This is a genomic window from Pseudoduganella dura (assembly GCF_009727155.1).
GTDB lineage: Bacteria > Pseudomonadota > Gammaproteobacteria > Burkholderiales > Burkholderiaceae_D > Rugamonas > Rugamonas dura.
Genome location: NZ_WNWM01000002.1, coordinates 4883015 through 4896094, shown reverse-complemented (window position 1 = coordinate 4896094; position 13080 = coordinate 4883015). Strand labels below are relative to the sequence as shown.

General features: G+C 66.1%; 12 protein-coding genes. 3 read left to right on the top strand and 9 right to left on the bottom strand.

Going from position 1 to position 13080, the window contains the following annotated elements; translation table 11 throughout:
* Positions 1–9: 9 nt before the first annotated feature.
* From GJV26_RS21430 to GJV26_RS21415, 4 genes are all read right to left on the bottom strand, one after another.
* Positions 10–1806, bottom strand: coding sequence for a KGGVGR-motif variant AAA ATPase (locus GJV26_RS21430; RefSeq protein WP_155710748.1), 1797 nt, complete (start codon positions 1804–1806; stop codon positions 10–12).
* Positions 1807–2001: 195 nt separating this feature from the next.
* On the bottom strand, positions 2002–2607 hold the full coding sequence (locus GJV26_RS21425) for a toll/interleukin-1 receptor domain-containing protein (protein ID WP_155710747.1): 606 nt from the start codon (positions 2605–2607) through the stop codon (positions 2002–2004).
* 155 nt (positions 2608–2762) lie between these two features.
* A complete protein-coding gene (yoaA, locus tag GJV26_RS21420; protein ID WP_155710746.1) occupies positions 2763–4802 on the bottom strand; it encodes a DNA repair helicase YoaA in 2040 nt (679 codons plus the stop codon).
* Positions 4803–4899: 97 nt separating this feature from the next.
* Positions 4900–5100, bottom strand: coding sequence for a YdcH family protein (locus tag GJV26_RS21415; RefSeq protein ID WP_155710745.1), 201 nt, complete (start codon positions 5098–5100; stop codon positions 4900–4902).
* 189 nt (positions 5101–5289) lie between these two features.
* Here GJV26_RS21415 and GJV26_RS21410 point away from each other — a divergent pair, with 189 nt between their 5' ends.
* Positions 5290–6054: a PP2C family protein-serine/threonine phosphatase gene (locus tag GJV26_RS21410; protein WP_155710744.1), complete on the top strand. Its 765-nt coding sequence runs from the start codon at positions 5290–5292 to the stop codon at positions 6052–6054.
* 79 nt (positions 6055–6133) lie between these two features.
* Here GJV26_RS21410 and GJV26_RS21405 read toward each other — a convergent pair whose 3' ends face one another.
* Both GJV26_RS21405 and GJV26_RS21400 read right to left on the bottom strand, forming a co-directional pair.
* On the bottom strand, positions 6134–7447 hold the full coding sequence (locus tag GJV26_RS21405) for an ATP-binding protein (protein WP_229427976.1): 1314 nt from the start codon (positions 7445–7447) through the stop codon (positions 6134–6136).
* Positions 7444–8196, bottom strand: a complete 753-nt coding sequence (locus GJV26_RS21400) for a response regulator (protein WP_155710743.1) — start codon at positions 8194–8196, stop codon at positions 7444–7446. The genes GJV26_RS21405 and GJV26_RS21400 overlap by 4 nt, the downstream gene beginning before the upstream one ends.
* Positions 8197–8396: 200 nt before the next feature.
* Between GJV26_RS21400 and GJV26_RS21395 the strand changes: the two genes are divergently transcribed.
* A complete protein-coding gene (locus GJV26_RS21395; protein WP_155710742.1) occupies positions 8397–9092 on the top strand; it encodes a cytochrome c biogenesis CcdA family protein in 696 nt (231 codons plus the stop codon).
* Positions 9093–9109: 17 nt separating this feature from the next.
* Positions 9110–9616 carry a thioredoxin family protein gene (locus GJV26_RS21390; RefSeq protein WP_155710741.1) on the top strand — a complete coding sequence of 169 codons (507 nt, stop codon included), beginning with the start codon at positions 9110–9112 and terminating at the stop codon, positions 9614–9616.
* 119 nt (positions 9617–9735) lie between these two features.
* Here GJV26_RS21390 and GJV26_RS21385 read toward each other — a convergent pair whose 3' ends face one another.
* From GJV26_RS21385 to lpdA, 3 genes are all read right to left on the bottom strand, one after another.
* Positions 9736–10404, bottom strand: a complete 669-nt coding sequence (locus GJV26_RS21385; RefSeq protein ID WP_229419382.1) for a hypothetical protein — start codon at positions 10402–10404, stop codon at positions 9736–9738.
* Between the two features lie 56 nt (positions 10405–10460).
* Complete coding sequence (gene zapE / locus GJV26_RS21380) at positions 10461–11558, bottom strand: cell division protein ZapE (protein WP_155710740.1); 1098 nt, start codon at positions 11556–11558, stop codon at positions 10461–10463.
* A gap of 87 nt (positions 11559–11645) precedes the next feature.
* Positions 11646–13079, bottom strand: a complete 1434-nt coding sequence (lpdA, locus tag GJV26_RS21375) for a dihydrolipoyl dehydrogenase (protein WP_155710739.1) — start codon at positions 13077–13079, stop codon at positions 11646–11648.
* Position 13080: the final 1 nt, after the last annotated feature.

Below are 13080 nucleotides of genomic sequence, written 5' to 3'. Positions count from 1 at the left end.
GTGGCGCTTTCAACGCATGCCCAGGCTTGGCCCCGACAGCTCGTCCACCGCCAGCTCGTCCGGACTGCCCCGGCGCCCGCGGACAACGGGGTAGCCGGCCCGCGGCTGCTCGGCGCCCACGCCGCGGTGACCGCGCCCGTGCACATCGCGCGCGGCCGGCGGTTCCGGCTGTTTCAGCCGGGTGCGCGCCTGGGCCAGCACCTTGCGCGTGCGTACCGTGTCGGCATGTTCCCCTCCCAGGAGCCGGGTGCGCAGCGCCAGCACCTGTTCGAGCAGGTCCACCGCGCCGTCGAGCTGCTCGCCGTGGCACAGGATGTCCGCCCGTACCGCCAGGCTTTCCACGGTGGCCAGGTGTTCGTTGCCCAGCTGGCGCACGTGCGCTTCGATGACGGCATCCTGCAACGCCAGCGCCTCGGGTATCTGGTTCAGCTGCGCCAGCGTTGCCGCCAGTGCGGACGCCGCTTCCAGCGTGATCGGCGCGCCGGCGCCGAACAGGCGCTCGCGCACGGCGAGCACGGCGACCTGCAGGAAGTGCGCTTCCTGGTATTTTTCCTGCTCGAACAGCAGGTCCGCCAGCGCGGCCTTGCTGTCCAGCGTATCGGCGTGATCCTCGCCCAGGATCAGCACCTGCAGCGACACGCTTTCTTCCAGGCAACCTGCGGCCTGGTCGGGACGGCCTTCGCGACGGTACAGCTCGCCCAGCCGGGCCAGGTCGCGCGCCAGCGGCAATGATACGCCGCGCCCGCCGCCGCGTTCCATCGCCGCCCTGCCCTGCGCCACGGCGTTCAGCAGCGGAATTTCATCGCGCGATTGCCACGGCCGGTAGCCGCCGAGGAACCAGCCGAGGAATGCCTGGAACGTGCGCGTAACGGAAAAGCGGTCATCCTCCTCGTCGCCGAAGACGGGCAGCGGTTCGCCGCACATCAGGCCACGCGCCTGCTGCAGCTGCACCTCGTCGAAATAGCTTTCCAGTGAAATGCGCGAGAGCCCGTAGGCCTCGGCCAGTGCCCGTTCGAACAGCGGCTGGTAACCGGGAATGCCGCGCTCGGGGTCGCCGCGTCGCCACAGCGCGCGGCGCGCCGAATCGTCCATTTCGATGCGCGACGGCAGCGGGTAGATCAGCATCTGGCGCTGCTCGTCCTCATGGCTGCGGCGCCAGGTCGTGGCGCGGCCGATCAGCGCCTCGATACCTTCCAGGTTCTGGCGGTTCGGCGCGAATACCAGCACCAGCTTCGTGGGCAGCAGCGTGGTGCAGATGCCAGCGGTGCCGCCGCGCCCCGCGCGCGAGTCGACGAGCACGTGCCGGAAGCGGCGCGCCACGTTTTCCGCGAACACGCGGAACAGGGCCGGGCAGGCATCGAACAGCGCTTCCCAGTCCAGCCGCGCGAGCCGCTCCGGGTAGCTGGCATCCTGCCTGCCGGCCCGCATCAGGTACAGCGGGCGGCCGTGGTCGGCCCGGCTGACATATTGCTCCCACCCCACCGCGTCCAGTACGGCCTGGGCCAGGGCTGCATCGTCGCGTGCGCCGGCCCGCCGCGAGCGGCGCAGCAGCTGGTCGCGGCATGCCTCGAACAGTTCCAGCACCCCCGGCCCGTCCCCGATCGCCCTGAAATAATGGTGCAGGCCCGGCGACTCCATGTCCCAGTCGATCATCAGCGTGGGCACGGTCGCGTTGTTGCGGCGTGCCAGCATGACGGCCAGGTTGGCCAGCGCCATCGTGCGCCCCGCCCCCCCTTTGTAGGAATGGAAGGTGACGACTTCACCGGGTTCATCCAGGGGCGGGAGAGACAGTTCGTACGGTTCCATGGCGGGCCCTCAAGGTAGAAGCGCTGGATACAGGCAAGACGGCAAAAGAAAGCGGCGGATACAGGCAATAATGACAAGCAACCGATACAGGCAGCGGATGCAGGCGGCGAATATCGGCAGCGACGTTTCGCGTGAATACGGGCATCGGCGCGCAACGTCGACATCGGATCATCCGGTCGAACGATGCGCGCCGCCTTACCGGGGAAAATGCGGCGGCGGCACGGGGCGCCATTCCGGAGGCGCCGGCGGCAACACGAACCGGCCGCAATCGTGCCCCGGCGGAATGCTGTACTTCAGATTGTGGTAGTGGGCCACGATGCGCTGCACGATCTTGTCGATGTCCGGCAAAAAATCGGGATTCGTCTTCAGGTCGCCCGTTGCCAGCGTGTACCGCGAAAAGTCCACGTAATATCCCGGCTCGCTGATCTGCGGCGGCAGGCCGACCGGATGCCGCGTCATGATCACGGGGATGATCAGGTGGCTGGGCAGCGTATACCACGTGCGGCGCTCCGCCTCGATCAGCTGCATGGCCGCGAATTCACGCCGGGTATAGGCATGTGCCTCGTACTTGGGCGTGTAGATCATGATCATGCAGACGCTTTCGCACATGGCGCGCGCAATTTTGGCATCGATGTCGTCGCCGCCGCCCAATTGTTCGCTGTCGACAAACAGTTCGGCTTCGGTATCCAGGTGCGGTTCAAGATAGCAGCGCAGAGCATCCACGAGGGCATTGCGGAACTCTCTCATGTAGGCGTGCTGGCCATGGGCGTAACTGAAGAAACAGCCATAGCGGATCGTCATGTCGTCCTCTCCTGTTTCTCCCCTGATTTTTGTATATTTTTTGTGTAACGGATGCGGCCCACTGTAACAAGCTGGTCAACGGCTACTTTGCGCTGGCGCAAACCTGTACTGCGCAGTCAAAGGGCTGCGCAGCCGGTAGCTTCAGGAGGGGGAATTCAAGGTACCGCGGGCGGCTGGAAGAAGGCGATGACTTCGGCCTGTTCGCGGGTGCGCTTGAACGGGGGCAGGCTTTGCCAGATGCGGCGGCCATAGTTTTTTGAAATCACGCGCGGGTCGCACAGCATCAGCACCCCGCGGTCGCCTTCGTCGCGGATCAGCCGCCCCGCACCCTGTTTCAGGTTGATGATCGCCTCGGGCAGCGTGTGGTGGACGAAACCGTTCATGCCCTTCTTTTCCATCACCTCGATGCGCGCGGCCAGCACCGGATCGTCCGGCGGCGCGAACGGCAGCTTGTCGATGATGACGAGCGACAGCGCCTCGCCCCGCACGTCCACGCCTTCCCAGAAGCTCTGGCTGCCGATCAGCACCCCGTTGCCGGCCTTGCGGAACTGGTCCAGCAGCTCGGTGCGGCCGCGGTCGCCCTGCACGAACAGCGGGAATTTCAGGCCGCGCCGCTCGAATTCGTCGCGCAGCCGTTCCGCCGCGCGCTTCACCGCCCGCAGCGTGGTGCACAGCAGGAACGTGCGCCCGCCGGCCGCCTCGATGACGGGCAGCGCGCAATCGAGCACGGCATCCGTGTAGCCCATCGAGTTCGGATCGGGCAGGCCCTGCGGCACATACAGGATGCCCTGTTCCGGATAATTGAACGGGCTTGGCCACGACATGGCCGGTTCGTCGTACAAACCCAGTTGATGGGAAAAATGCTTGAAGTCGTTCTTCACCGCCAGCGTGGCGGAGGTGAAGATCCAGCTGCGCGGCGTGCCTTCGCGCTGGTTGCTGAAGATCTGCGCGATCGACAGGGGCGTCTTGTGCAGCTGCAGCGAGCTGGCGTAGGCCTCCACCCAGTACACCGCCTCCTTCCCCGGCGGCACCTTCACCTTCGGGTCGTACGTCCAGTCCTTGTACTTCTGCGCCAGTTCCAGGCCGCGCGTGCGGCAATGCTCGATCGTTTCGGCGCGCTGCGCCTGCCCTTCCAGCACTTCCAGCATGCCGTCCAGTTCTTCCTTGAGCTTTTCCAGCGCCGGGAAGAATCCGGACGACGGCGCGATCTGCGGCAGCGACAGCCGCACCACGTCCTGCGGGAACGTCAACCGCAAATCGCGCGCCGCCTTTTCGACGCTCGATACCACGCCGGCCCAGTTGGCGCCGTCGCGTGCGTGCGCCAGGCCCTCGGCGAGCACGTCGCGGCACAGTTCGAGCACCTGGTTCGTCGACACCGTCTCGCCGAAGAACAGCGTGGCGGTATCGGGCAGCTGGTGCGCCTCGTCGAAGATGATCGTGTTCGCCGACGGCAGCAGTTCGGCCACGCCGGTATCCTTCAGCGCCACGTCGGCAAAGAACAGGTGGTGATTGACCACCACCACGTCGGCCTGCTGCGCCTCGCGCCGCGCCTTGAGCACGAAGCAATCCTGGTTGTACTGGCATTCCTGGCCGAGGCAGCTCTCGCGCGTGGACGTGACCAGGTTCCACACCGGCGCGTTTTCCGGCACGCGCGCCAGTTCGGCCTTGTCGCCGGTCTGCGTCATCTTCAGGAAACGCGAGATCTCGCGCAGGTAGCCCACATCCTCGCGCGATGTCATCCGGCCGTTCGCCAGCGTGCGCTCCAGGTGGTAATGGCACAGGTAATTGCCGCGTCCCTTCAGCAGCGCCACCGACACGGGCGCCTTCAGTGCCGCGCGAACGGTGGGTATGTCGCGCAGGAACAGCTGGTCCTGCAGGTTCTTGGTGCCGGTGGAAACGATCGTCTTGCCGCCCCACATCAGCGCCGGCACCAGGTATGCGAACGTCTTGCCCGTGCCGGTACCCGCCTCGGCGATCAGCGTCTGCTGTTCCGAAATCGCCTGCGCGATGGCCTTGGCCATCTCGGTCTGCGATTTGCGCGGACGAAAACCGCCGACCGCCGGCCCGAGCGGGCCGCCGGTGCCGAACAGCCGCTCCACTTCGGCATCGTACTTGCCGGGAACGGAAGTGGCCGCGGAAGCGGCATCGTCGCCGGCGCCGTCGGGGACGGCGGGCGTCAGGTCGTGGTCAGTCAATTTAGTTCTTCAGTTCGCCATTGGCGAAAAATAAGCGCAGGATCGGGCGCGGGCCCAGATAAAAATCAGGGAAAAATCAGCGAAAACCGGCCATGGATCAGGCGGGTACGTCGGGCACCAGCTGCATTTTCAACAGCATGATGTAGTCTTTCAGCTGCAATTTGCGTTTTTTCAAACGGCGCAGCTGAAGCTGGTCGTGATGGCCATCGCGCGTCAGCATTTCGATCACCGCATCCAGGTCGCGATGCTCCACGTCCAGTTCGACGATGCGGCGCCGGATCTCTTCTTCGTTCTTCATGGGGAATTCGCTACCAGTATGGGGCTATTACCAAACGTCTACCAGGCGTCGACCAACGTCGACCGACATCGAAACAATCCGCAAGGCAACATTTTTACTTGCCATCAAACTGCTTACCGGTGCATAGTTTAACCCAGGTAAGCAACGGAAAGAAGCGGCAGGCATTTCCTGTCCCCATCAGCCGCACCCATGAGCGCATACAAACTCGAAGCCGGCACCGCCCAGCATGTCGGCAGCCGCCCTGCCCAGAACGACCGCGCGGCGCTGTTTACGGCAGCCAGGGCGCCCGGCTACGTGCTGGCCGTGGTGGGCGACGGCGGCCCGGCCAATGCGATCGGCGCCGAACAGCTGCTGCACACTAGTAAACAACTGCTCGACGAATACCGGGCGGGCGACGCCCCCAGCGCCGACCGGATCGGCCAGCTGCTGCGGGCGATCGCCCAGGAAACGCACGACATGCTGCTGATGAATCCCCTGCCCGCCGGCAGCGAAGCGCAATCGACGATGGCGCTGCTGGTGCTGACGCCGGCCCGCCAGGCCATCTGGGCCACCGTGGGCGACACCCGGCTGTATCGTTTCGCCAGCGGCGCCCCCGCCGGCCGGACCGACGATGCCGGCTACATCGACCACCTGGTGCGTGTCGACGGCCTGCCGCCCGATACCGCCCGCCGGCACCGGGCCTCGCGCCTGCTGAACAATGTGCTGGGCAACCGGGCGAAGACGCCGTTCGTCTCGCTCGGCATGCATGAAGACCTGCGGGCCGGCGACGGTTTTCTCCTCTGCACGGATGGCGTGTGGCAATACTTCGCCGACAACGAACTGGCCGCCGCCGTTTCGCGCCGCACGCCGCGCGCGGCGGCCGAGCTGCTGATCGACAAGGCCAGGGAACGCGCGCATGGCAAGGGCGACAACTGCACGATGGCGATCCTGCGGCTGGTGGCGCCGGCGGCGTAGCGGCCGGGTGGCGCCGATCCGGGTACCGAATGGTGGTGCTGGATGCGGGTACCGGCGGCACAGCCGGCCACCACCGTTGTCAGCGAGGCAACAGCACCGTTGCCTCCAGCCCGCCGCCCTCGCGGTTGCGCAGCGCGATGTCGGCCCCCAGCGTGCCCGCCAGTTGCCGCACGATCGACAACCCCAGTCCCGTGCCGCCGGTATCCCGGTTGCGCGACGTTTCCAGCCGCACGAACGGCTCGAACACGGTCTGCAATGCATCTTCTGCAATGCCCGGCCCGCGGTCCAGCACCGCGATCGCCACCCCGCCGCCGGGAGCGGTGCCCACTTCGATCTCCGCCGCGCCAGCGAATTTCAGCGCGTTGTCCACCAGGTTGCCCACGATGCGTTTCAATGCCTGCGGTTTCGTGAACAGCGGCGTGCCGATCGTGCCGCGCAGGCTCACCGCCTGGCCGGCATCGAGGTAGTCGCACACGATGCTGTCGACCAGCGCGTCGGGATCGATCCGGCGTGCCTCTTCCTGCGTGCCGTGCAGCGTCTTCGCATAGGCCACGCCTTCCTTCACCAGCGTTTCCAGCTCGCGCAGGTCCTGCCGCAGCCGGCTCTGGTCGGCGCTGTCGTCCATCATGTCCACGCGCATGCGCATCCGCGTGATCGGGGTCTGCAGGTCGTGCGAGATTGCCGCCAGGATGCGGATCCGTTCGGCCACGTACAGCGCGATGCGGTCCTGCATCGCATTGAATGCCCGCGCCGCCCGCGCCACCTCGGACGGACCCTCCTCGGCCAGCCGGGCCGTTTTCATGTCCGGCCCCAGGCCGTCGGCGGCCTGCGCCAGCTGGTGCAGCGGGCGGGTGGCAAGGCGCACCGCGATCCAGCAGCACAGGCCCAGCACGAGCAGCTGCACCGCCAGCACAGCCGGCAGCCAGCCCGCCAGCGGCGCGCCGGCCATGGGGCGCATGTCGATCGTCAGCGGCATGCCGTCGGACAGCGACAGGTGCACCTGGAAGCGCTCGGCGTCGCCCGGTACCGCGTTGACCGTCAGCCGGTAGCGCTTGCCGATGCCGCCCGCGATCGCGGCCGAGAACCGCCGCGACAGTTCCGCATCGGGCGCCACGCCAGCCACGCCCGGCCCGAGGATGAACCGGTAGCTGCGCCGCGCCAGTTGCGGCAGCCAGCGCTCCCTGTGGTCGGCCGGCAGGTGGTCGAGCAGCGCCACCGACGTGACCACTTCGCGTTCCACGTAGCCGGTCATGATGTCGATGGTGGCGCGGTCGCGCTCCATCATCGTCAGCCAGAACGACAGGCCCTGCGCCGCCGCCAGGCCGATGCACAGGATGAACGTCACGCGCGCGAACAGGCTGCGCGGAACGAAGCGGGCAACGCCGCGGCTCACGGCGGGTCGGCCAGCAGCGTCACGGCGGACGAGAACACGTAGCCCTCGTTGCGCAGCGTCTTGATGTAGCGCGGCTCGCGCGGGCCGTCGCCGAGGCGCTGGCGCAGCCGGCTCACCAGCAGGTCGATCGAGCGGTCGTAGATGTCCGCGTCGCGGCCCTGCGTGAGGTTCATCAGCTGGTCGCGCGTGAGCACCCGCTGCGGGTGGTCGAGGAACACGCGCAGCAGCCGGTACTCGGCGCCGGACAGCGCCACCATCGTGCCGTCGGCATCGAGCAGGTGGCGGTGCGTGGTGTCCAGCTTCCATTCGCCGAAGCCCAGCATCTGCACGCTCTCCGTCACCTGGATGTTCGGCGGCAGCATCCGTGTGCGGCGCAGCACCGCGCGGATCCGCGCCAGCAGTTCGCGCACGCCGAACGGCTTAGCCAGGTAGTCGTCCGCGCCCATTTCCAGGCCGATGATGCGGTCCACCTCGTCGCCGCGCGCGGTCAGCATCAGGACCGGCACATGGCGGTGCTTGCCGGCGCGCAGTTCGCGGCACAGCGCCAGGCCATCCTCGCCGGGCAGCATCAGGTCCAGCACGATCAGGTCCGGCACGGCGGCATCGAGCGCGGCGCGCATCTGGCGCCCGTTCGCGGCGGCCGAGGTGCGCATGCCCTCCTTTTCCAGGTAGGTGGCGAGCAGCTCGCGGATGCCGTGGTCGTCGTCGACGATCAGTACGTGGTCGCTGTCGTTGTTTGCCTTGTTCATCGCATCGTTCATCGCGTTATCGATCCCTTCATCTTAGCGCACGCCGTTTCGCTTGTATCGCCGAGAAAGGACGGGGTTTGTACGCCAATGTATCCGGCCCGCTCCCGGACAAACAACATTGCAATTCGCCTCCCGGGGGACACATGGCCGATACGCCGCGGCGGTCCAATGAGCCCATGCCCACTCGACGAAAGACCGCCATGAACCACCTGCTCGAAGCACCGCTGGCGCTGGCCGCCGGCGTGTTCACCGTCGCCTCGCCGTGCATCCTGCCCGTGCTGCCGATCCTGTTCGGTACCGCAGCCGGCTCGGCTGGCGCCCCTCCAGGCCGCACGCGGCCGTTCATGACGATGGCCGGCTTCATCGTGACCTTCACCGCGTTCGGGCTGCTGCTGGGCGCCGCGTCGAGCGCCGTGCACGTGGCGCAGGAAACGCTGCGCAACGTATCGCTGCTGCTGCTCGGCGCCTTCGGCCTGCTGCGCGTCTGGAGCCGGCCGTATGACTGGCTGGTGGCGAAACTGCCTTCGTTGCCGGTGCCATCGCCGGGCATGACGGCGGGCGGCGGCTTCCTGCTCGGCGCTTCGCTGGGCGCGGTCTGGACACCATGCGCCGGGCCCGTGCTGGCGTCGATCCTGGTGCTGGTCGTCGGCGCGCAGGATGTGGCCCGCTCGGCCTGGCTGCTGTTCCTGTATGCCGTGGGCGCCGCCGTGCCGATGCTGGCGATCCTGCTGGGCGGCCAGGCGGTCACGCAACGCGTGCGCCTCCTGTCCCGCCACAGCGGGCGGCTGCAGCAGCTGGCCGGCGTGCTGATCGCCGGCACCGCGCTGGCGATGTACCTGCAATACGACGTGCTGATCTATGCAAAGGCCGCCGACTTTTTCCACATTTCCCTCTAAGCTGAAAGGACTCTGACATGCGAACGTTTCTCGCCTTTATCGCCGCGGCGCTGGCCGGCGGCACCGTCTCGGCCGCTCCCGCGCCCGTTTCCGCGCCCGACTTCACCGGCATCGAGCAATGGCACAACAGCGCGCCGCTGACGATCCAGCAGCTGCGCGGCAAGGTCGTGCTGGTGGATTTCTGGACCTACACCTGCATCAACTGCATCCGCACGCTGCCGCACGTGACCTCATGGCACCGCAAGTACAAGGACCAGGGACTGGTCGTCATCGGCGTGCACACGCCCGAATTCCCGTTCGAGCGCAGCGCCGCCAATGTCAAGAAGGCGATTGGCCGCTTCGACATCGGCTACCCCGTCGCGCAGGACAACCGCTACGCCACCTGGAACGCCTACCGCAACCAGTTCTGGCCGGCGGTTTACCTGATCGACAAGAAAGGCCAAGTGGTCTACACCCACTTCGGCGAAGGCGCCTACGACAAGACCGAAGCGACGATCCGCGCGCTGCTGGCGCAGAAGCCGTAGGAGGAAACGCGGACTGCGCTGCCGAGCGTTGTACAACAACATCAGGGACAGTTCCCGATTTTTTACAACACCAAGAAAAAAGCCGGCATCGCTGCCGGCTTTCGTTGTGTGGCGCAGGTTTATTTCGCCTGTGCTTTTTGCTTCGCTTTCTCGGCCTCGGCCGCCTTTTTGGCGGCTTCGTCCGCTTCGCGCCTGGCGCGCTTGGCTTCGCGGTCGGCCTTCTTCTCGGCCACGCGCTTCTGGCGCTCGGCGGCTTCGGCCTGCTTCTGCCGGTACTCTTCGACCTTCTTCGCCCGCTCGCCAGCCTCCGCCGCGGCCTGGGCGGTGTGCTGCTGCTCCCGGGCGGCGTGTTCGGCCTGCTTCTGCGCGGGCAATGTTTTGGCCGGTTGCGGACGCGGCTTGTCGGCCGGGTTTACGCGCGGCGCGGGCGGGTTCGCGGCGCGCGAGGCCGATTCCACCGCGTCGCGCTGGTTGCGGTCTTCGAGTTCGCGGTCGCGCAGTCCGACGTCGTGCTTGCGCTTGAAATAGTTCGCGTCGATTTCCATCGTGCGCAGTTCGGCCAGGCGCGCGCGCCGCAGTTCCTTGGCCTTGTCCAGGCAATTGTTGACGAAGAATTTCGCGTAGCACACCTGCTCGCTGGCGGCGTATTCGCTTTCCGCAGCGGCCCGGTCCTTCGCCACCTGCGCCAGTTGCGCATCGGCCTGCTCGACCGACCGCACCGGCCCGGCCGCCTGGGCCAGCACACCGCCGGCAAGCAGCAGGCCGCCCATCAACATCGTTGCTTTCAAGTGCAATACCATCATTTCAATCCGTGGATTTCAAGCTGTAGATTCCAGGGTGGTCGTCAAGTCAGTGCCGCGGCCCCGCCGCGCTGCGCCTTTTCCATGTACTCGCGCGACTGCATCTCGACGATGCGCGACACGGTGCGGTGGAATTCGTTGGCCAGCATGCCCGACGTGTACAGCTCTTCGGGCTCCACTTCCGCGGACATGACCAGCTTCACGCCCTGGTCGTAGAACACGTCGATCAGCCACGTGAAACGGCGCGCCTCGGACGACTGGCCGGCCGACATCATCGGCACACCGGACAATATCACGGTATGGAAACGGCTGGCTATTTCCAGGTAGTCGTTCTGCGAGCGGGGGCCGCCGCACAGCGTCTGGAAATCGAACCAGATCACGGTGCCGGCGCGGCGCAGCGCGCGCAGTTCGCGGCCTTCCACCGTCACGTGCGGATCTTGTTCCCGCGTATCGGCCAGCTTCGTGAACGCCTGGCGCAGCTCGTGGTCGGTGGCCGCGTTCAGCGGCGTGTAATAAGCTTCGACCTGCTCCAGCGCGCGGCCGCGATAGTCGACGCCGGCATCCACGTTCATCACGTCCATCCTGTCCTTCAGGAGCGCGATGGTGGGCAGGATGCGGTCGCGGTGCAGCCCGTCCGGATACAGCGTGGAAGGCTCGTAGTTCGAGGTCATGATGAACGACACGCCGTTGTCGTACAGCGCCTTCATCAGGTTGTACAGGATCATCGCATCGGCCACGTCGGAAACGTGGAATTCGTCGAAGCAGATCAGCCGGTATTTCTTTGCGATGCGTTTTGCCACTTCGTCGAGCGGGTCGGCAATGCCCATCAGCTCGTCGAGCTGCAGGTGCACGGCGCGCATGAATTCATGGAAGTGCAGGCGCGTCTTGCGCACCACCGGCACCACCGAATAGAACGAATCCATCAGGAACGATTTACCGCGGCCTACCCCGCCCCACATGTACACGCCGCGCGGCACGTCGGGACGGTTGATCAGCCGCTTGAAGCTGTTCGAGCGCTGGGCCTTGTAGTCCACCCACTCGTCGTAGCATTTCTGCAGCCGCTCCACGGCGCGGCGCTGGGCTTCATCGGGCTTGAAGTTGCGCTGTTCCAGCGCATGCTGGTAAAACTCGAGGACGTTCATGAGAGATTCTGTTCGTACAAAAACACCGGGCCGGCTGTGGTGGGTAAGACCCACCCGGCCGGCCCAGCAAGGGATACTACCCGACGCTTAGAAGTTCAGCGTGCGCTTGTCGACAGCCAGTGCCGCTTCCTTGGTCGCTTCCGACAGCGACGGGTGCGCGTGGCAGATGCGGGCGATGTCTTCGGCCGAAGCCTTGAACTCCATCGCGACGACCGCTTCGGAGATCAGCTCGGAAGCCATCGGGCCGATGATGTGCACGCCCAGGATCTCGTCGGTGGTGGCGTCCGCCAGGAACTTCACCATACCGGACGTATCGCCCAGCGCGCGTGCGCGGCCGTTGGCCAGGAACGGGAACGTGCCGGCCTTGTAGGCGGTACCGGCGGCTTTCAGCTGCTGCTCGGTCTTGCCGACCCACGCGATTTCCGGCGACGTGTAGATCACCCACGGGATCGTGTTGAAGTTGGTGTGGCCATGCTGGCCGGCGATACGCTCGGCCACGGCAACGCCTTCTTCCTCGGCCTTGTGCGCCAGCATCGGGCCGCGCACCACGTCGCCGATCGCCCACACGTTCGGCAGGTTGGTCTTGCAGTCGTCGTCCACGGCGATGAAGCCGCGTTCGTCCAGCGCCAGGCCGGCCTTGTCGGCGTTCAGGCCGTTGGTGTTCGGAGTACGGCCGATCGATACGATCAGCTTGTCGAACGTGCCTTCCTGCGCGTCACCTTTCGCATCCGTGTACTTCACGGTCACGTTGCTGTCGCCCGCGGTCACGCTGTCGATCTTCACGCCGAGGTGGATACCCAGGCCCTGCTTGGTGAACATCTTGTGCGCTTCCTTGGCGATCTGCTCGTCCACGGCGCCCAGGAAGGTCGGCAGGCCTTCCAGCACGGTCACTTCGGAACCCAGGCGGCGCCACACGGAGCCCATTTCCAGGCCGATCACGCCGGCGCCGATCACGCCCAGCTTGGCCGGCACGCCTTCGATGGCCAGCGCGCCCGTGTTCGACAGGATCAGCTTTTCATCGAACGGTGCGCCAGGCAGCGCGCGCGCATTGGAACCGGTGGCCACGATCACCTGCTTGGCGTTGATGGTTTCGGTGGTCGGACCCGAGATCTCGATCGGGTAGCCCTCGGCGCCGGCGGCACCGCCGAACGCGGCGCGGCCGTGGAAGAAGGTGACCTTGTTTTTCTTGAACAGGAACAGGATGCCGTCGTTGTTCTGCTTGACGACGGTGTTCTTGCGCTTGAGCATCTGCGGCAGGTTCAGCGACAGGCCGGCAACGTCGATGCCGTGATCCTTGAACGCGTGACCTGCATGCTCGAAGTGCTCGGACGATTGCAGCAGCGCCTTCGACGGGATGCAGCCGACGTTGGTGCAGGTGCCGCCGGGGGCCGGGCCGCCCTTCTCGTTGGCCCACTCATCGATACATGCCACGGAAAAGCCCAGCTGCGCCGCGCGGATTGCCGCGATATAGCCGCCGGGGCCGGCGCCGATCACCACTACGTCGAATTGTTTGTTGCTCATG